This is a genomic window from Streptomyces sp. ISL-1, assembly GCF_018614585.1.
GTDB lineage: Bacteria > Actinomycetota > Actinomycetes > Streptomycetales > Streptomycetaceae > Streptomyces > Streptomyces maoxianensis.
Window position 1 is genome coordinate 38,111 of sequence record NZ_JAGGOI010000036.1, and the last position, 18,671, is coordinate 56,781.

General features: G+C 69.8%; 20 protein-coding genes and 1 pseudogene. 14 read left to right on the forward strand and 7 right to left on the reverse strand.

Translation table 11 applies throughout. The features are described 5' to 3' along the window. The first annotated feature begins 7 nt into the window (after nucleotides 1–7). From J7E87_RS25820 to J7E87_RS25845, 6 genes and pseudogenes are all read left to right on the forward strand, one after another. Nucleotides 8–637, forward strand: a complete 630-nt coding sequence (locus J7E87_RS25820; RefSeq protein ID WP_215096932.1) for a hypothetical protein — start codon at nucleotides 8–10, stop codon at nucleotides 635–637. A 184-nt stretch (nucleotides 638–821) separates the two neighbouring features. Further along, nucleotides 822–1,037 (forward strand): hypothetical protein, encoded by a 216-nt coding sequence (locus J7E87_RS25825; protein WP_215096933.1) that lies wholly within the window; start codon nucleotides 822–824, stop codon nucleotides 1,035–1,037. A 61-nt stretch (nucleotides 1,038–1,098) separates the two neighbouring features. Beyond that, on the forward strand, nucleotides 1,099–2,610 hold the full coding sequence (locus tag J7E87_RS25830; RefSeq protein WP_215096934.1) for a serine/threonine-protein kinase: 1,512 nt from the start codon (nucleotides 1,099–1,101) through the stop codon (nucleotides 2,608–2,610). Between the two features lie 189 nt (nucleotides 2,611–2,799). Then, nucleotides 2,800–3,453 (forward strand): hemolysin III family protein, encoded by a 654-nt coding sequence (locus tag J7E87_RS25835; protein WP_215096935.1) that lies wholly within the window; start codon nucleotides 2,800–2,802, stop codon nucleotides 3,451–3,453. Between the two features lie 253 nt (nucleotides 3,454–3,706). After that, nucleotides 3,707–4,080 (forward strand): annotated as a pseudogene (locus tag J7E87_RS25840) (RtcB family protein); the annotation flags it as partial. Between the two features lie 330 nt (nucleotides 4,081–4,410). Further along, on the forward strand, nucleotides 4,411–6,444 hold the full coding sequence (locus J7E87_RS25845) for a SpoIIE family protein phosphatase (RefSeq protein WP_215096936.1): 2,034 nt from the start codon (nucleotides 4,411–4,413) through the stop codon (nucleotides 6,442–6,444). A 60-nt stretch (nucleotides 6,445–6,504) separates the two neighbouring features. Here the strand turns inward: J7E87_RS25845 and J7E87_RS25850 are convergent, their stop codons facing one another. Further along, nucleotides 6,505–7,269, reverse strand: coding sequence for an SDR family NAD(P)-dependent oxidoreductase (locus J7E87_RS25850; protein ID WP_215096937.1), 765 nt, complete (start codon nucleotides 7,267–7,269; stop codon nucleotides 6,505–6,507). A gap of 72 nt (nucleotides 7,270–7,341) precedes the next feature. Then, entirely contained in the window at nucleotides 7,342–7,677 is a 336-nt protein-coding gene (locus tag J7E87_RS25855; RefSeq protein WP_215096938.1) for a YnfA family protein, read from the reverse strand. A gap of 88 nt (nucleotides 7,678–7,765) precedes the next feature. Between J7E87_RS25855 and J7E87_RS25860 the strand changes: the two genes are divergently transcribed. Then, nucleotides 7,766–8,248, forward strand: a complete 483-nt coding sequence (locus J7E87_RS25860) for a hypothetical protein (RefSeq protein WP_215096939.1) — start codon at nucleotides 7,766–7,768, stop codon at nucleotides 8,246–8,248. An 83-nt stretch (nucleotides 8,249–8,331) separates the two neighbouring features. After that, nucleotides 8,332–8,814: a MarR family winged helix-turn-helix transcriptional regulator gene (locus J7E87_RS25865; protein ID WP_215096940.1), complete on the forward strand. Its 483-nt coding sequence runs from the start codon at nucleotides 8,332–8,334 to the stop codon at nucleotides 8,812–8,814. Nucleotides 8,815–8,931: 117 nt separating this feature from the next. Here the strand turns inward: J7E87_RS25865 and J7E87_RS25870 are convergent, their stop codons facing one another. The 3 genes from J7E87_RS25870 to J7E87_RS25880 all read right to left on the reverse strand — a co-directional run bounded on the left by J7E87_RS25870 (nucleotide 8,932) and on the right by J7E87_RS25880 (nucleotide 11,261). After that, nucleotides 8,932–9,666: a Mut7-C ubiquitin/RNAse domain-containing protein gene (locus J7E87_RS25870; RefSeq protein WP_215096941.1), complete on the reverse strand. Its 735-nt coding sequence runs from the start codon at nucleotides 9,664–9,666 to the stop codon at nucleotides 8,932–8,934. 53 nt (nucleotides 9,667–9,719) lie between these two features. Further along, the gene (locus tag J7E87_RS25875; protein ID WP_215096942.1) at nucleotides 9,720–10,562 is read right to left on the reverse strand and encodes an NAD(P)H-binding protein; all 843 of its coding nucleotides are present in this window, start codon (nucleotides 10,560–10,562) and stop codon (nucleotides 9,720–9,722) included. A 150-nt stretch (nucleotides 10,563–10,712) separates the two neighbouring features. Beyond that, on the reverse strand, nucleotides 10,713–11,261 hold the full coding sequence (locus J7E87_RS25880) for a GNAT family N-acetyltransferase (RefSeq protein ID WP_215096943.1): 549 nt from the start codon (nucleotides 11,259–11,261) through the stop codon (nucleotides 10,713–10,715). A 45-nt stretch (nucleotides 11,262–11,306) separates the two neighbouring features. On the opposite strand from J7E87_RS25880, the gene J7E87_RS25885 reads away from it, so the two are divergent. Then, entirely contained in the window at nucleotides 11,307–11,963 is a 657-nt protein-coding gene (locus tag J7E87_RS25885) for a hypothetical protein (protein WP_215096944.1), read from the forward strand. A gap of 46 nt (nucleotides 11,964–12,009) precedes the next feature. Here J7E87_RS25885 and J7E87_RS25890 read toward each other — a convergent pair whose 3' ends face one another. Further along, entirely contained in the window at nucleotides 12,010–12,918 is a 909-nt protein-coding gene (locus J7E87_RS25890) for a helix-turn-helix transcriptional regulator (protein ID WP_215096945.1), read from the reverse strand. A 63-nt stretch (nucleotides 12,919–12,981) separates the two neighbouring features. On the opposite strand from J7E87_RS25890, the gene J7E87_RS25895 reads away from it, so the two are divergent. After that, nucleotides 12,982–13,566, forward strand: coding sequence for a TIGR03086 family metal-binding protein (locus tag J7E87_RS25895; protein ID WP_215096946.1), 585 nt, complete (start codon nucleotides 12,982–12,984; stop codon nucleotides 13,564–13,566). 146 nt (nucleotides 13,567–13,712) lie between these two features. On the opposite strand, the gene J7E87_RS25900 is transcribed toward J7E87_RS25895, so the two are convergent. Then, on the reverse strand, nucleotides 13,713–14,273 hold the full coding sequence (locus J7E87_RS25900) for a hypothetical protein (protein WP_215096979.1): 561 nt from the start codon (nucleotides 14,271–14,273) through the stop codon (nucleotides 13,713–13,715). A 273-nt stretch (nucleotides 14,274–14,546) separates the two neighbouring features. Between J7E87_RS25900 and hemL the strand changes: the two genes are divergently transcribed. From hemL to J7E87_RS25920, 4 genes are all read left to right on the forward strand, one after another. Continuing rightward, nucleotides 14,547–15,863 carry a glutamate-1-semialdehyde 2,1-aminomutase gene (gene hemL / locus J7E87_RS25905; RefSeq protein ID WP_215096947.1) on the forward strand — a complete coding sequence of 439 codons (1,317 nt, stop codon included), beginning with the start codon at nucleotides 14,547–14,549 and terminating at the stop codon, nucleotides 15,861–15,863. Further along, nucleotides 15,860–16,597 (forward strand): histidine phosphatase family protein, encoded by a 738-nt coding sequence (locus J7E87_RS25910; RefSeq protein ID WP_251018010.1) that lies wholly within the window; start codon nucleotides 15,860–15,862, stop codon nucleotides 16,595–16,597. Before hemL ends, J7E87_RS25910 begins: the two co-directional genes overlap by 4 nt. 133 nt (nucleotides 16,598–16,730) lie before the next feature. Beyond that, entirely contained in the window at nucleotides 16,731–17,975 is a 1,245-nt protein-coding gene (locus J7E87_RS25915; RefSeq protein WP_215096948.1) for a hypothetical protein, read from the forward strand. 68 nt (nucleotides 17,976–18,043) lie between these two features. After that, nucleotides 18,044–18,649 carry a TlpA disulfide reductase family protein gene (locus tag J7E87_RS25920; protein ID WP_215096949.1) on the forward strand — a complete coding sequence of 202 codons (606 nt, stop codon included), beginning with the start codon at nucleotides 18,044–18,046 and terminating at the stop codon, nucleotides 18,647–18,649. The last annotated feature ends 22 nt before the right edge of the window (nucleotides 18,650–18,671 follow it).

Here is an 18,671-nt window from a genome sequence, read left to right on the forward strand (position 1 = left end):
TCATCGGATGGGTACTGACATCAGCGGGTTCGTTGAGCACAGGGTGTGGCCTGCCGATGAGGGGGAGCGAGACGTCGTCTGGCGGGCCGCCGTCGACCTGTCCTTCCTCAACGACACCCGGAACTACGACGCGTTCGGCTGTCTCTTCGGGGTACGCAACTTCGCCAACTTCAGGCCGCTGGCCGCCGAGCGTGGCAGGCCTGTCGACGCGTCGGAGGAGGTCCGGGCCGAACTGGACCGACTCGCCCCCTGGCCGGACCAGGCGTACGGCACCACCTGGATCACCTGGGCCGAGCTGAAGACGGTCGACTGGGACGAGCCGGCCGAACGGCCGGACAGCCGCATCCACCAGTACCGTCAGACCCCCGACGGGCTCAGACTTGTCGGCAAGTCGGGCTGGTCCCCGGAGTTCGCGCGGGCTGTCGGTCTGCGAAAGCAGCTGTCCTGCCCGCGGCCGACCTGGCCCGACGGCACGGAATGGCAGATCGGCGACACGCTGTACAGGTCCGAGACGCTCCGTCGGCGGGACGCGGTCCGCGAGGACGGCGAGTGGCAGCCGGTCTGGTCGGCGATGGAAACCCTCGCGACGGAGCATGGCGACGACCATGTGCGACTGGTCGTCTGGTTCGACGACTGATCGGCAGAAGGATCTGGTGGAGGGCCCGGACGAGGTGGTCGCGATCGGCGAAGACCACGTTGGCGGTAGCGGCACGCTGGAGTAACGCCAGATGCCTTCGACGGATTGAGGTCTGGGGCGTAGGTGGGTAGTCGATGGTGAGCCAGTCGTGCTCGGCGGCGTATTGGCGTAGCCCGCTGCTGCGATGGACATTCAGATTGTCCCAGATCACCAGGATGGGCCCGCCGAGCTGGAGGTGGGCCCGCACGAGAAGGTCTCGGTAGTCCTGCCAGGTGAACCCGCGGTGGTCGCCTCGGTGTGCCCGAGGTCGAACTTCTCCGGCAGGCTGTGCCGGCACAACAGCTTCGCCTTTGGGCTGGGGCGGACGAAGATCCGGCCGCCCAAATCGCGTACGCGTTGAACACCCGCGGTCAGTCCCGCCGTACAACTGAGAAAGGCGAGAGACCGGCGCGCAGCAAGGGATGACCGTGACCGAAGGGCAAGCCACCACGCAGGAGTTGATCGCCGGACGCTACTGGCCGCAGGAGGTCGTACACCGTGAAGAAGGCCGCACCGGCTGGCACGGTCAGGACGTCCGGTTCGGACGGCCGGTTTCCTTGATGGAGGCGCGGCCAGGTCAGGCCACCGGTGCACGCCGCACCGCCGCTCGGATTCTGCGAGAGTCCGAAGCCATGGAGCTGACCTGCCCCGGCCGGGCGGCCACTGTCTTCGACGTCCTGGAGGAGAACGGCGCCGTATGGACGGTCATGGATCGGATTGAGGGCGCTCCCCTCAGCGACCTTCTGTGGCGAGGCCCGGTCAACTACGTCCGCGCTGCCCGCATAGGCCTGGAGATCCTCGACGTTCTCGCGGCGGCCCATCGTGAAGGCATCACGCACGGCGATCTCAGCCCCGGGCAAGTATTTGTGCGCAAGGACGGCGGAACGCTGGTCGCCGGCTTCGGGTTGCTGGGGAACGCGTCGGCCCCACGCGTTACCGCGCCGTCGTACGCCTCTCCCGAGCAAGCCCGCGGCGAGGGCACGGAACCCGCGTCAGATCTGTGGGCACTTGGGGCAATCTTGTACATGATGGTAGAGGGGTGTCCGCCTGTCCGGGACCGTGGACCGGTCGAGGCGACGCTGCGAGCGGTTGACCTGCGGCCCATCCGGTCCCCGCGGAGCGCGGGGTTGCTCGGCCCTGCCATCCAGGGGCTGCTCCGCAGGGACCCGCAGGAGCGCCTGCCCGCGCCGGTGGTCCGCGCGGCGTTCACCCGCATCCTGCGCGAGGATCCCGAGGAACCAAAGCAGGCGGCGCCGCTCCCCTGCCTGCGCGACGCGTACGCTGCCGTCCGGCGGACCGGGCGGGTGTGGAGCAGGCGAACCGTCGGTCGGCCCGCGCTCCTCGAGGTCCTGGCGCTGGCCGTGGTCGGGGCCTCGCTCACCGCCCTCGCCCTGACCGGAGGATCGGACGACAGCCCCTCCGCGTCGGGCCCCACGCCGTCCCGCCCGGCCCCCAGCGGAACCGCCGACCCTAACTCTTTCTACGGCTACGAGGCTCCGGAGGGGTTCTCCATCGACCTGCCCACCGGGTGGAAGCCGCTCGACCGCAGCGGTTCAGCCGATGCGTCCTACCGCGTCACGTTCGGCGCGCCGGGCGACCCTCGCACGCTGGCGATCACCTACAGCGAGCAGCTCGGGCCGGACCCCGTCGCAGTCTGGCGGGCACTGGAGCCGTCCCTGAAGCGGGTGTCCGTCGACTACGAGCGGCTGGGCGACATCCGCGCCGCCGACTACCGTGGCCTCGACGCGGCGGACATGGAGTGGTTCTCCGAGGACACCGGTGTCCGCGAGCGCACGCTCGGCCGCGGTTTCCTCATCGGCTCCGGCCGTGGCTTCTCCTTGCGCTGGACGACCCCGGCCGACAACTGGAACGACGCCGCTAACCGGCGCGCGCTGGGCGTCTTCCTGCGCTCCTTCCGGAGCTCCGCCAACTGACCGTGCTCCGATGGCCCCGGAGCCGCAACTGCCGTCCCGTCGCATGAGCCATCCCGCCCGCAGCCAGTTGTCCCGCTCGAGCGCGGGCTGCTCCGTCGCTTCGAACGTGGCTACCAGGTCCTCGGTTCCAGCCCAGCCGGGTCGACCGGTGGCCAAGGGAGAGAAGAATCCGGTCCTGTCGGTGCTCTCGTGGAGCGGGCAGCCGACATCGTGCAGCCGCTCAAACCGAAGTTGCGCGGCTGGCTCCACGCGGGGATGGTTCCCGCCTCGCTGATCGCAGGCGTCTTCCTCATCCTTCTGGCCCGCACGCCGCAGGCGGTCCTTGCCTGCACCGTCTACGCCGTCACCGCCTGGCTGCTGTTCGGAACGAGCGCGGTGTACCACCGCGGCACCTGGGGGCCGCTCGGCGAGGCCGTCCTGCGGCGCCTCGACCACGCCAACATCTTCCTGATCATCGCCGGCACCTGCACTCCCCTGGCCGTACTCCTGCTCCCCCCGGGTCAGCGGACGGTCCTGCTGTGGATCGTGTGGACGGGCGCGCTGGCCGGCGTCGCCTTCCGCGTGCTGTGGGTCGGGGCTCCCCGCTGGCTGTACACGCCCTGCTACCTCGCCCTGGGCTGGGCACCGGTGCGCTACCTGCCCGACTTCCTGCACACCGGCGGGGCAGCCGTACTGACACTGATCGTGGCCGGTGGCCTCCTCTACAGCGCCGGCGCAGTCGTGTACGCCCTGCAGCGCCCAGACCCCTCACCCCGCTGGTTCGGGTACCACGAGGTCTTCCACGCGTTCACCGTGACCGCCTTCGCGGCGCACTACACCGCCATCTGCCTCGCCGCCCCCTGACCCAGCCGTCTCCAGGCGGCCGCCCCATCACCCCGTGTTCCGGAGGCCAAGGCAGCCAGCGGCCAGTCGCGGACCGTCTCAATTTCCGTCTCATTCAGCCGCGTTCGCCGCTGTTCAACCGAGGCCACGGCCAGCTGGCTGATGGGATGGGATTCATCGCCTCTTGCGGACTGCGAACCACTGCCGCTCGCCTGGGTGGAGCGGTTCCGGCCGGGGCGGGATGGTGCCGGCCCCTTGGGGCACGTATCACGGTCACCACAACTATGTGGCGGACGAGCGGTACGAGGGCATGGACCTGCTGGTGACCCGTAAGGGCGCGATCCGGGCGGGCAGCGGGCGGTTCGGCATCATCCCGGGATCGATGGTCACCGGCTCGTGCATCGTCCGCGCCCTGGGTAACCCGAAGTCGTTCAACCCGGCGTCTGCGGGGCGGGTCGGAAGATGCGCCGGAGCGCTGCGAAGCGGCGGTTCCCGACGAAGGATCCGGAGGAGCAGACGCGGGGTGTGGAGTGCGGTGCGGACTCCGGCGTCGTGGATGAGATTCCGGGTGCGTACAAGCCGATCGAGAAGGACATCGACCAGCAGCGGGACCTGGTGCCAGGCGTGGTCCGGGGCCTTGCGCTGTGATCGTGATTAACGGAGCCTGGTGTCACAGCTCGCCTGCTCGGCCAGCCGTTGAGTTGTGGAGGCTGTGCGGTCCCCGCAGCCCGGCCGCCGGTGCGAAGGCTTCCAGATGCTGATCGCGCTGCCTGCCGCGCGGGGTGTCGACCAGGTCCCGTGTCCGGGACAGCCACAGATCCTCGCGCCGGAGGCCGTACCGAGGGACCTCTTCGTCTCTCACTCAAACGGCACTCAGGGGAGGTGCGAAGCGCCGACGGCTCACCTAATGGGAGCGGGAGACCGCGCCGCTCATGCGGTGGATGAGCGACGATCGGTGGTGAAGGAGGCCCGCACGGCATGCACCCCGACTACGCCGCGGCACTGATCCACGCGCTGTTCACCCAGCCCCCGATCGGCCTGCACGTACTGGACCCCGATCTACGGATCGTGCGGTTCAACACCGCGGCGCCGGGCGCGCAGGGCTTCAGTGAGAGTGAGGCCGTGGGCCGGACCCTGGCGGATCTCGGGTTCGTCGCGGACGACGTCGACCGCATGCTCCGCGGCGTGCTGGCCACTGGGGAACCGGTCAGCAACTTCCAGTACGAAGGCCGTCTGCCCCGCGGTCCCGATGGGGTGCGGGCGCTGGCCATCTCGGCATTCCGCCTGCAGAGCGCCGACGGCCGCATCCTGGGGGTCGCCGCCACGGTGGTCGACATCACCGAGCAGCACCGCGCCCAGCGACGGCTGGAACTGCTGTACCGCGCCGGTGAACAGATCGGGACCACTCTGGATGTGTTCCGTACGGCGCAGGAGCTCGCTGATATCGCCGCGCCGGGCCTGGCCGACGCGGTGGCGGTCGACGTTCTCGATACCGTGCTGCACGGCGAAGCCCCCGCTCCGGGGCCCTTGCTCAACCCGGTCACCCTGCGACGGGCGGGCTTCCGGGCGGCCGCCCCGGAGGCGGTCCGGACCTCGTACGAGGTCGGTGGTGTCAGGGTGATGCGGTACGGCAGCCCTTATGCCCAGTCCCTGACCGACCTGCGGCCACGTCTCATTCGCAGACTCGGAACGGACGAAAGGTGGCCGACCAGGGATCCGGTTGCCGCCCAGATACTGCGGGACGCGGGTGCGCACTCGCTCATGGCCGTGCCGCTGGCGGCACGCGGAGTGGTCCTCGGGATTGCGGCCTTCTTCCGCACGGAGGGTTCACCGCCCTTCGAGGATGCCGACCTGAGCGTCGCCGCCGACCTGGTGGCCCGTGCCGCGGTGTGCATCGACAACGCCCGCCGCTATACGCGCGAGCACACCCTCGCCCGACTCACTCAACGATCATTGGTGCCCACCCGGCTGCCCACGCACACGGCCGTGGAGACCGCGTACACCTATCTGCCGGTGGCCTCCAGCGGCGCGTGGTACGACGTCATCCCGCTGTCCGGCGCGCGGGTCGCGCTCGTGGCCGGCGATGTGTCCGGGCGGGGCATGGGGACCGTGACCACGATGGGACGATTGCGTACGGCAGTCACGGCCTTCGCCGCCATGGACCTGCCGCCCGACGAGCTTCTCGAACGCCTCCACAGCCTGACCGGGGAACTCGCACGCGACTCCTTGCCTGCACAGGACGAGCACAGGCCGGCGCTGACGGCGACCTGCCTCTACACCGTCTACGACCCCTCCGACGGCAGCTGTGTCCTCTCGCGCGCCGGCCACCCTCCGCCCGTGCTGGGAGTACCCGACGGCACGGTGCGGATCATTGAAAGCCCGACCGGCCCAGTCCTGGGACGAGGAGCCTCTTCGTACACGACCACGCGCGTGGACGTGCCCGAGGGCAGCATCCTCGCCCTCCACAACACCGGGCTCCTCCAGGGCACCACGGAAAGCCGACTCCCCCTCTACCGGGAAGCCCTGGGCAGACCCACGGGGACCCTGCAGGACACCTGCGACGCTCTGGCTGCCGCACTGCTCCCCGAGCCCCCCGACGACGACGCCCTGCTGCTACTCGCACGTACCCGCGCACTCGGCCCGGACGAACTGGCCTCCTGGACGCTGGCCAACGCCCCCGAGAGCGCCGCCCAGGCCCGCCGTCTGGTCAGCGGACGGCTCGCGGAATGGGACCTCTCAGACCTGGACTTCACCACCGGGCTCATCGCCAGCGAACTGGTGACCAATGCCCTCCGCTACTCCGAAGGGCCGATTGAGCTCCGCCTGATCCGCGACGCGGTTTTGACCTGTGAGGTCACGGACTCGAGCAACGCCTCTCCACATCTGCGACACGCCGAGGACGACGACGAAGGCGGCCGTGGCTTGTACCTGGTCGCCCAGTTCACCCAGGACTGGGGCACCCGACGCACTGAGAGAGGCAAGACCATCTGGACGGAGCAGACGCTCCACTGACCCAAGCACGTATGCGGGCGCCGGCATGAACGAGCCCGGCACCGTCCACGCCGATTGGCGTCACAGCTCCCTGTGGACCTTGGAGTTGGAGGCCTGGGCGCGGGGGCGGACCACCATCAGGTCGATGTTCACGTGGGAGGGGCGGGTGACCGCCCAGGTGATGGTGTCGGCGACATCGTCGGCCGTGAGGGGCTCCGCCACGCCCTCGTAGACCTTCGCGGCCTTCTCCTCGTCGCCACGGAAGCGGGTCGTCGCGAACTCCTCGGTCTTGACCAGTCCGGGGGCGATCTCGATCACGCGGACGGGGGTGCCGACGATCTCCAGGCGGAGGGTCTCGGCGAGGACGTGGGCGCCGTGCTTGGCCGCGACGTAGCCTCCGCCGCCCTCGTAGGTGGCGTGGCCCGCGGTGGAGGAGAGGATCACAACGGTGCCGTCGCCGCCGGCGGTGAGGGCCGGGAGCAGCGCCTGCGTGGTGTTGAGTGTGCCGATGACGTTGACCTCGAACATCTGGCGCCAGTCGGCGGGGTCGCCGGTGGCGACGGGGTCCGCGCCGAGTGCGCCGCCCGCGTTGTTCACGAGGACGTCGCAGCGGTCGAGGGAGGCGGCGAAGGCGTCGACGGCCGGCCGGTCGGTGACGTCGAGGGCGTACGCGGTGGCGCGGTGGCCCGCGCGGGTGAGCTCCGCCGCGAGAGCCTCGATGCGGCCCTTGCGGCGGGCGGTGAGGACGACGTGGTAGCCGGCGGCGGCGAGTTGGCGTGCGGTGGCGGCGCCGATGCCGCTGCTGGCTCCGGTGACGACGGCGACGGCGGTCCCAGCGGCGGTCATGTCCTACTCCTCGCGTGTGATCGATACGCGGCCCAGGATAGGCCGACCTGGCGGGCGGGGGCGGCCGTGGCGTCAGCGGCCCCGCGGGGCGTACATGATCAGCGCCATGCCCGCGAGGCAGACCAGCGCGCCGATCACGTCCCACCGGTCCGGGCGGTAGCCGTCCGCGACCATGCCCCAGGCGATGGAGCCGGCGACGAAGACTCCGCCGTACGCGGCGAGAATGCGGCCGAACTCGCCCTCCGGCTGGAGCGTGGCCACAAAGCCGTACGCACCGAGAGCGATGACGCCCGCGCCGATCCAGATCCAGCCCCGGTGCTCGCGCAGTCCCTGCCAGACGAGCCAGGCGCCGCCGATCTCGAAGAGGGCGGCGAGGAGGAAGAGAGCAGCGGAACGGACGACGAGCATGGGCTCAGCGTGCCACGCAAGAAGCCGAGGACTCGCCGGAGTTGATGGACAATCAGGAAAAATGGCATCCAATGGGTATCTTCACGTCATGTGTCTGAGGCGCAAGGCGCTGCTGGCGGTGTCCGCCGCAGCGGTGATGGTGGTTGGACTGGGTACGAACGCGGACGCCGGTGACAGGGCGATCGCGCCGGAGGCTGACGTGGCGCACCACGGCCATGTCTCGTTGGCGAGCGGGCGGCTCGGGGTCTCGCTGGTCACCGGGAATCATGGTCCGTCGAGCCTCGCGAACGTCACCGTGCGGCTGTCCTTCTCGGTGCCGCTGGTCGATGCCCAGGTGCTCCCCGTCGGCTGTCTGCGGGGCGACGAAAGGCTGGTGCTGTGTGCGACGGGCCCGCTGCGGGCTGCCGGCAGCGGACACCGGGTCGCGCTCGATCTGCGGACGGTAGGCACGCCGGAGGAGGTGGTCGTGCGGATCGGCACGCAGTGGAACGGCGGCGCGACCGACCGGAACCCGGACAACAACGAGCACCGGGTGCTGGTGCCGGCCACCGGCGACCCCTACATGTTCTGACGGGTGGGTCATGGCCGGCTGTGGTGTCCGCTGTGGGGGCGCGCGCCGGGCCGCGGGGTGCGTCTGCTCCGTACAATCTCTGCATGACGCAGAAGGATTCGGCCGGGCGCGGCAGGCTGATGGACGAGCTGTCCACCGCCTCGCGCCGCTACATGGCCTCGTACGCCCTGTTCAACCAGGCCCTCGCCGACCATCTGCGGCTCCACCCCACCGATCTGCAGTGCCTCAACCTGCTCGGGCTCGAACCCGGTCCGGTCACCACCGGGCGGGTCGCCGAACTGACCGGGCTGACCACCGGGTCCGCGACGCGGCTCGTCGACCGGCTGGAGCGGGCGGGGTATGTCACGCGCGAGCGTGACGCCGAGGACCGGCGGCGGGTGCTGGTGACGCTGGCGCCCGAGCGGATGGCGGAGTTCGGCGCGGTGTGGCAGAAGCTGAACGGCTCCTGGTTCGACATGTTCGACGCGTACAGCGATGAGGAGATCGCCCTTCTCACGTCGCACATGCGGCGGACCGTGGAGCTCAGCGCCGCACAGGTCGAGCGCCTGCGGGAAGGTGATCTGTAGCCGCTGGGACGCCCCGCCATGCCCGGGTATGCGCCGGCGCGCCCGGGTCTGCTCAGCCCTCCCGAGTCTGCTAAGCCTTCCCGGGTCTGCTCAGCCCTCCCGGGCAGCCGGGGCGAACTACGCCGCCGCGCCGCCGAATTCCCGTAGCGCCTGCGCGACGATCGCCTCGAGCCGCGCGTGGTGCGCGCCCCGCCAGTACACGCGCTCGCACGCCGTGCACTGCGCGAACACGTCGTATGTGCGCTGCGTGCCCTGCTCCAGCTGGTCCTGGACCGAGTTCTTGTCGGCGTCAGTCAGCCGGCCGTTGCAGGCCGTGCATCGGGTCCAGGGTGCGAGCCGGGGCGTGAACCGCTCCAGTACGTCGCGCAGTTGGTCCTCGGGCCGGTCGCTGTAGACATACGCTCCCGCCCAGATCTCCCGGCGCCGCAGCAGCCCGCGGTCACGGGACAGCAGTACCCGGCGCTCCCGCGCCGAGAGGGTGGCCAGCGCCGGGTCGCCGATGTCCTCGTTCTCGTACGCCGCATCGACCCCGAGGAGCCGCAGCCGCCGCGCCAGCGTGCCGAGGTGGACGTCGAGCAGGAACCGCAGCGGGGCGCCGGGGACCCGCTGTGGCCGCTCGACGCCGTACACCTCGACGTGTTCGCCCGCGCGGGGGATGTGCGAGACGGCCACCTGGCGGCCGTCGACGAGCAGCCTGCCCGCCTCGGTGAGCGGGACGCCGAGCGACTCGACGACATGGCCGAGCGTCGACGATCCGTCGGTGACCAGGGTCGTACGCCCCTGGCGGCGCTCCTGAGGGACGAAGAGGCGCAGCTCAGGGGAGACGCTGAGGTGGATTTCCGGTCCGTTCACGCTGTCAGCATGTCATCGGGCGGCGTATGCCAGCCAGGTTGTTTCGGGAGGGCTCAGGCGCGGAAGGCGTCCGCGTTCTCCTTCGCCCACTCGGCGAAGGTGCGGGCCGGGTGGCCGGTCAGTTCCTCGACGGTACGGGTGAGGGGAGGGGGCGAGCCGTCCGCCGAGGCCCAGTAGTCGAGCAGCGCGTCCGCGAAGGCGCTCGGCAGGTACTCGGCCACGGACTCCTTCCATGACTCACGGGTCACGGCGTTGAAGGCAATGGGCCGGCCCGCGGCGCGTTCGAGGATCGCGATCTGCTGGGTGAAGGTGAGTGTTTCGGGGCCGGTCAGGTGGTACGTCGCGCCCCGCAGCGACGGTCGGGTGAGGACGGCGAGCGCGGCCTCGGCTATGTCCCGTTCGTGGATGGGATCGCTGTAACTGTCCGGGTAGGGAAGGTCGATCGCGCCCGTGGAGTTCAGCACCCACGGCCACTGGAGGGCGTTGCTCGCGAACGCGCCCGGCTGCAGCACGGTCGTCTCGATGGGCGAGGCCGCAAGCGACTGCTCGACCGCCAGGTGGGACTTGGCGATCGCATTGCCGGCGGCGTCGGGGTCCCGTACGGAGCTGGAGGAGAGCAGCACGATGTGTTCGACGCCCGCCGCCCCCGCCTCGTCGAGGAACGCGTCGATTTGCGAGGCCTCGGCGTACAGGAACACGGAGGTCACGGAGTCCAGGGCGGCGGCGAAGGTCGCGGGGTCGTCGAGCGCGCACTTCACGGCGTCGACGCCCGAGGGGAGGGTGAGCTTCTCGGGGCGGGCGGACGCCGCCCGGACGGTGGCTCCCGCCTCGTGGAGGAGGAGCGTAAGGAGGGTGGAGCCGACTTTGCCGCGGCTTCCGGTGATGAGGATGGTCATGTCTGCGGTTCCTTGAGGAGTCAGGGCGTCAGGGAGTCACGCCGGGCTGAGCCTTATGGTTGCTGTAACGCAGGATATGCGTCACGTAGAATCTGTGTCACGCAGATAAAAATCTCGAAAAGGCTCACTCGTCAAGGGGCCGCGGTGGGGCTATGGCGTCGGCTCCCCGATGTCCCGGGTCTCACCCAGGTCCAGCCGCCAGTCGTTCGACCGCAGCAAGTTCCCCGGCGGGTACTCGAATTCGCACTCGCCCACCAGCGAGAAGCCCGCCTTCCTGCACACCGCGTTCGACGGCCCGTTGGCGACGGACGGGAAGGCGTGCAGGTAACGGTGCTTGTGCTGCGCCCTCGCCTCCTTGACCACGGCCAGCGTGCCTGCCGTGGCTATGCCCCGCCCCTGGAAGGCCGGCAGGACGCCCCAGCCCGTCTCGTACACCTGCTGCCCGTCCCACGTCTTCTCCCAGAAGCCGACCGTGCCCGCCGCCTCCCCGCCCGCCGACAGGACGATGCGGTACATCCGGCCTTTCCCCGTCCGGTCCGTGCTGAGATCGACATGCCGCAGGTGCCGCTTGATCAGCTGTTCTTCCGTCTCCGGGCCTCCGAGGTGATCCATCAGCTCCGGCGCGTTCGCAGCGCGGAGCAGGTCGAAGTCGTCCTCGGACCATGGCTCGATCCGTACCGCCGGTGCTTTGATCTCCATGTCATGCACTGTAGGCCGAGGGTCCGACAACCGGGGGTCCGAACGATGAGCTTCACCGGTGTATGGGCGATCGGCGCCGTCCCCGACGCCGAAGTCGCGGCCCTGCCCGGGCGATTCGCGCACCTGGAGGGGGAGTGGACCACGCCCCCGAACTGCGCCGCGGACCTGACCTGGTGGCTCAGCGGTGGCGACCGCGAGCCCTACTTCACGCCCGAACCCACGCCCGCTGCCCACCGTTTCGCCGCCTTCGCGCGCAGCGGTGGCCCCAGCGCGCCGGCCGTCGCCGCCATGAAGCAGGCGGGCATGGATCTGCTCCGCGACGCGGAGGGGGATGCGGGAGGGGATACGGACGGGGCTGTGGAGGGCAGGGCCGCCTTCGTCGCCGCCGCGCGCAAGGGCGATCCGGCCGTCGCCCTCTGTTACGGCCTCGGCGCGGAGGCCGCGGCCCGGCTCCCCGGCTGGTTCGGCGACTTCCTGCTGACCGCCACCGAGGTACGGGCCGTCCTCCCGCACGCCGAGTCCGTGCTCGCTGTCGCCGGGCCCCGACGCGCCGAGGTCCTGGCCCGTATCGACGCCTGGATGTCGGCCATGAGCGACGCCCCCGGCTTCGAGGCGGGCACGCTGCTCGAGGGACCGCTGCGGGTGCTGCGGTACGCGGCCGCCAACGGCATGGGCGCGGTCGGCGTGACCGAATCCTACTGACAGTGAGCAATGGCCTCCATTGGTTACTGGCCGCTTCTGCCGGCAGCTACGCGGGAGCCGGGCGGGCGTATGCGGTCGGCGGCACGCCCACCGTCGCCGTGAAGTCCCGTACAAGATGGGCCTGATCGCTGTACCCGAGCTCGGCAGCCAGCGCCGCCCAGTCCAGCGCGACCGCCCCCGCGCCCTCGCCCACGCCCCGTGCGGCTTCGACCGACTCGGCCCGCTCCAGCGCCTCATGGATGCGATAGCGCAGGATGACCCACTTCGGGCCGACCCCGACATACGCCGCGAAGAGCCGTTGCAGCGACCGTGCCGAGACCCCTCCCGCCGCCGCCAGATCGGTGACCCGCCGGATCGTACGGTCCGTACGCACCAGGTCGACCAGTTCCATCGCGCGTACCGCCTGCGGATCAGCCGCCGGTTCGAGCCCGAGCAGAAATGCGTCCAGCGCGGCGACCCGCGCGTCCTCCCCCTCCCCCTCCCGCTCCCCCTCCCGCTCCGTCTCCGGGGGCTCCCCTTCCGGCACCCCCTCCCGTCCGAGGATTCCGCGCACAGTCTCCGGATCTGCCCCCGCCAGGACGTCCGCGACCGGCACCCGCTTCCCCGTCCAGTCGGACACCTGCCGCTCCGGCGCGAACGGCCGGAAGCCGCCGGGCCGGAACTGCACCCCGCACACCCGCCCCCGCCCCTCCAGCTTCTGCGTGAACAGCCCCAGTCCGATGCCCGCGACCTCACCCCACGGCGCCTCGTCGCCGTAGCGCTGGAAGACCACGTTCACGGACGGATGCGGCACCACATGGGAGGCGTACGGCTCCGAAAGGTCCCAGTCGATGAGCCAGTAGTGCTCGAGATACGGACGCAGCGCAGGGGCCGGCTCGCGGCGGCGGAAACGCACTCGCGCGAAGAGTTCGCGGGGTTCGACGATGCCCCTGGTGTCGCGTCGCGGACCTGCCATGCGGGGGATCCTATGTCGCGTTTCTTCAATACGCAGGGGGTCGGCGGCTCCTACCGTCCAGCCATGACGAACACCATCAGTGACCTGCTTGAACGTGCGTCGGAGCATGCCGTTCCGGTGGTGCGTGGCATCACCGACGAGCGGCTGGCCGACCCCACGCCCTGTACCGAGTACGACGTACGCGCCCTGACGGATCACCTCATCCAGGTGGTGATCAACTTCCAGGCGCTGGCGGCGAAGAAGAACGCCGATTTCTCCTCCGTACCGCATTTCACCGACGACGGCGGCGACTGGCGGGCCCGGTTCGCCGACGAGACCGCCACGCTCGTCGCGGCCTGGGCGGCCCCCGGCGCCGAGGAGGGCACCTCGGGGACCATGGGTCTTCCGGCCAGGACCGTCGGCCATATGGTGCTGGGCGATCTGACCGTGCACGCCTGGGACCTGGCCCGCGCAACCGGGCAGGAGTTCGTGCCGGACCCCGCCGTGGTCGGCGAAATCGGGCCCGCGCTGGCGGAGATGGCGCCGATGGCCCGCAAGTGGGGCGTGTTCGGCGAGCCGTTCCCGCTGCCCGACGAGGGGGGAGTCTCGGACTTCGACCGGGCGCTGGCCCTGACCGGCCGGGACCCGCACTGGCGGCTGCCCGCGTAACGAGCCCGCCGAAGACGAGAGCGATCACGGCCGCCGCGACGGCCGTGATCGTCATGTCCGGGAAGATGTGCGGTGCCATGACACGGCTCGCACCCAGCGCGATCCGCCCCTTGGCAAGCGGGCGTCGACCGCGCCGACGCCAGGGCTCAGGGCCAGACCAGGCAGTACGGCTGGTGCCCCGCCTCGTGCAGCCGGACCGAGAAGTCCTGCCATTCGTGCAGCAGCTGGTACACGTTGAACGCGTCCCGCGGCCCGCCCCGGTCCGGGACCGTCGACCAGATGAACGCCGCCGCGCCCACCGACTCCTCGCCGATGCCGCGCAGTGGGTCGACCACCGTCATCGGAAGCTTGACCACCGCGTAGTCGGGGTGGAGCACCACCAGCTCCAGCGGCGGCACCTTGTTCAGCGGCATGCCCTGGATGCCGGTCAGCACCATGGCGGCTATGGTCTCCGGCTTGATCTTGCTGAACATCCCGCCCATGCCGAGCTCGTCGCCGCCCAGCTCCTCCGGGCGCATCGAGATCGGCACACGTGCGGCAGTGGCCCCGTCAGGTGCGCCGAAGTACTTGTAGGTCACCCCCACTCGGCCGCTCCTGCTTCCCGTGGGCTCATCCCCGTCCGCACCGTGTCGCCGGTGCTTTCCCCGCCGGGCAGGCTCAGGACCCAGGTCGTCGGTCCCCTCGCCCAGTCCGCCACCGCGATGCATATCTCCACCCGACCACTCGCAGCCCCCGCCGCGCAACCCGATCATCGTGACAGTGACCTCCCCCACGAACGTGCTGTGAAACACCCCTCCGCAAGAACGTCGGGGCCTCTGACACCATGGATTCCGTGAGCTTTCCCTATGTCGCCCCAGTTTCGCAGACGCGAGAGGGGTGACGCCCTTTCGTAATACGAGGAGACCGCGCTCCCTGCTCACCGGTGGCCGAGATCCTCCGTCCCGGCCCCCCGCACATCCGAATCGCAGATCAGGACCAAAGTGGCGTATTCATACGAAGCCCCAGTTTCGCAGACGCTCTTCGACCGGGCGTCCCGTGTGACGCCCGGCGGCGTCAACTCCCCCGTCCGCGCCTTCCGAGCAGTGGGTGGTACGCCCAGGTTCATGGTGTCCGGTACCGGCCCGTACCTCACCGACGCGGACGGCCGCGAGTATGTCGACCTCGTCTGCTCGTGGGGGCCGATGATCCTCGGCCACTCCCACCCCGCCGTCATCGAGGCGGTGCACGCGGCGGTCGCCCGCGGCACCTCCTTCGGCACGCCCGGGGAGGGCGAGGTCGCACTCGCCGAGGAAATCGTGGACCGGATCGAGCCCGTCGAGCAGGTACGGCTGGTTTCGAGCGGTACGGAAGCGACGATGTCCGCGATCCGGCTCGCCCGCGGCTTCACCGGCCGGGCCAAGGTCGTCAAGTTCGCCGGCTGCTACCACGGTCATGTCGACGCGCTGCTCGCCGCGGCCGGCTCGGGCGTGGCGACCCTCGGGCTGCCGGACACCCCGGGGGTCACGGGGGCGCAGGCCGGGGACACGATCGTCCTGCCGTACAACGATCTGGAAGCGGTGAACGAGGCCTTCCACGCGCACCCGGGCGAGATCGCCTGTGTGATCACGGAGGCGTCGCCGGGCAACATGGGCGTCGTGCCGCCGCGGCCAGGTTTCAACGAGGGGCTCAGGTCGGCCTGCCGGAAGAACGGCGCGCTGTACATCTCCGACGAGGTCATGACCGGCTTCCGTACGTCGAGGGCCGGCTGGTACGGCATCGACGGAGTGGCGCCCGACCTGATGACCTTCGGCAAGGTGATGGGCGGCGGCTTCCCCGCAGCGGCCTTCGGCGGCCGCGCGGACATCATGGCGCACCTCGCACCCGTCGGGCCCGTCTACCAGGCGGGCACCCTCTCCGGGAACCCGGTGGCCACCGCCGCCGGACTCGCGCAACTGCGGCTGCTCGACGACGCCGCGTACGAGAAGGTCAACGCGGTCTCGGCCGAGATCCAGGCTCTGGTGACGGACGCGCTCGGCAAGGAGGGCGTGGCCCACCGGTTGCAGACGGCGAGCAATATGTTCTCCGTCTTCTTCACCGGCGCCGACGTCAGGAACTACGAGGACGCGAAGCGGCAGCAGTCCTTCCGCTTCACCGCCTTCTTTCACGCGATGCTCTCCCACGGCGTCTATCTCCCGCCGTCCGCCTTCGAGTCCTGGTTCGTTTCCACGGCCCTTGACGAACGGGCGATCGAGCGGATCGCCGCCGCACTGCCGGCCGCCGCGCGGGCCGCAGCCGAGGCCACGGAGGCGTCGGCATGAGCAAGAACGCCCAGAACGCCCAGAACAGCCAAGGCAGCGCCAACGGCGAGGGCGGCCCGGACAACCAGATCACCGTCGTCCATCTGGTGCGCCACGGCGAGGTGGAGAACCCCGATGGCGTCCTCTACGGCCGCCGGGCCGGCTACCACCTCTCCGACCTGGGCCGGCGGATGGCCGACCGGGTCGCCGAGCATCTCGTGGACCGCGACATCACGCATGTCGTCGCCTCCCCGCTGGAGCGCGCCCAGGAGACCGCGGCCCCCGTCGCCAAGAGCCACAGCCTCACCCTCGAGACCGACGAGCGGCTGATCGAGGCCGGCAACGTCTTCGAGGGCAAGACCTTCGGGGTGGGCGACGGCGCGTTGCGCAAACCGGCCAACTGGAAGCATCTGACCAACCCGTTCCGCCCGTCCTGGGGGGAGCCGTACGTCGATCAGGTCGTACGGATGATGGGCGCGCTGGGCACCGCGCGGGACGCCGCCCGCGGGCACGAGGCCGTCTGCGTCAGCCACCAGCTGCCGATCTGGATCGTGCGGAGTTTCGTCGAGCGGCGCAGGCTGTGGCACGACCCGCGCCGTCGGCAGTGCACGCTCGCGTCGCTGACCACGTTCACGTATCAGGGCGACCGGATTGTCTCCGTCGGCTACTCCGAGCCCGCGCGAGATCTCGTTCCGGCGCATCTTCTCGCTGGTGCGAAACCCGTGAAGGGCAAGGCCAAAGCATTCGGCGCGTAGTTGGCAGGGCAGTCCTCCCGAATCCTCATCGAAAGTAAGCGCGAGTCCCAGGAACCCCCGTCTTCCGTATGGCATCTAAGCCGGTGCCGGTTTGGATGGCTCTCCCGACCAGGAGGGCGCGGATGGGGACGATATGCGCGACATCAGCCGAAGGGGCTTGCTCGGGGCGGGACTTGGGGCCGCAGCCGCGATCGGAATCGCGGGCTGCGGCCTGGCCGGCCAGGACAGAGCCGGACAGACCGGACATGACGGGGGTGCCGGTCAGGGCAGCGGCGGTCCCTCCCCCTCCGGGAGTGACGGTCGGCTCATAGGTGACGGCTCCACGTCCGACACCGGAAAGCAGCCCAACCAGCCGGACAAACCCGTGCCCCTCGAACCGGGTCAGACGCCGCCGCAATTCGTGATCTTTTCCTGGGACGGCGCGGGCGAGGTCGGCAATGGCCTCTTCCCGCGCTTCCTCGAACTCGCCAAGAACCACGACGCGGCGATGACCTTCTTCCTCTCCGGGATCTATCTGCTCCCCGAGTCCAAGAAGACGCTCTACCGACCGCCGAACAATGGCATCGGCGCCTCCGACATCGGCTATCTCACGGACGGTCACATCAAGGAGACGCTGAAGTGCGTACGCCAGGCATGGCTCGACGGCCATGAGATAGGCACGCACTTCAACGGGCATTTCTGCGCCGGCTCAGGATCGGTCGGCAAGTGGTCGCCCGCGGACTGGCAGAGCGAGATAGACCAGGCTGTGTCGTTCGTCACGCAGTGGCGTACGAACAGCGGCTGGCAGGACATCGATCCGCTGCCCTTCGACTACCGCAAGGAACTCGTCGGCGCCCGCACCCCCTGCCTGCTCGGCCAGGACAAGCTGCTGCCCACCGCGAAGAAGCTCGGCTGGCGCTACGACGCGAGCTCGCCCGGCGGCCGCCAGAAGTGGCCGGACAAGCGCCAGGGCCTGTGGGATCTGCCGCTGCAGCAGGTGCCGTTCCCCGGGCGTTCCTTCGAAGTCCTGTCGATGGACTACAACATGCTCGCCAATCAGTCGCAGAATACGACCAATGGCATGCCGGAGCGTTATCCCGGCTGGAAGAAGCAGGCCACCGAGGCGTATCTCGCCGGCTTCAATCGCGCCTACGAGTCCAATCGCGCGCCGTTCTACATAGGCAACCACTTCGAGCGGTGGAACGGCGGCATCTATATGGACGCCGTCGAGGAAGCCCTCAAGGGCATGGCCGGCAAGAAGGACGTACGGCTCGTCTCCTTCCGGCAGTTCTGCGACTGGCTCGATGTCCAGGACCCGCAGGTGCTCGCCAAGCTCCGTACGCTCGAGGTCGGCCAGTCCCCGGCGGGCGGCTGGAGCACTTTCTTTAAGACGGCCTGACAAGGGGCTTTACGGGCAGCCAGGGGGGCGCGGAAAGATCCTCGGAACGGCCATGCGAAACTTTTCACATGAGCCTTAGCCGTGCCCCCCGCGCCGCCCTGCTGACCGGCCTGGTCGCTGTCGGCGCGCTCACCCTGTCTGCCTGCAGCGGTGACTCCAACGGCAAGTCCGGCGGTGGCGGCGACACCAACTTCGTCACCGGCACCGGCGGCATCGCCACGGCGGCGAAGGGCAAGCGCATCGCTCCCAACAAGCTCTCGGGCGAGACGCTCGAGGGCAAGCAGCTGGACGTCGCCGACCTCAAGGGCAAGGTCGTCGTGATGAACGTCTGGGGCTCGTGGTGCGCTCCCTGCCGCGCAGAGGCGCCGCATTTCGCCAAGGTCTCCAAGGAGACCAAGGCGAAGGGCGTGGAGTTCGTCGGGATCAACACCCGCAATGCCGACAGGGGCCCGGCGATCGCCTTCGAGGAGAATTACGGGGTCGAGTACCCGAGCCTGTACGACCCGATGGGCAAACTGATCGTCAATGGCTTCCCCAAGGGCAGCCTCAACCCGCAGTCCATTCCCTCCACGATCGTGCTCGACCGTGAGGGAAAGATCGCGGCGCGTTCGCTGAAGGCGCTCGACGCCGACGAACTCCACAAGATCATCGATCCGCTGATCGCGGAGAAGTGATCCCGTGGACGTCCTCGCCGCC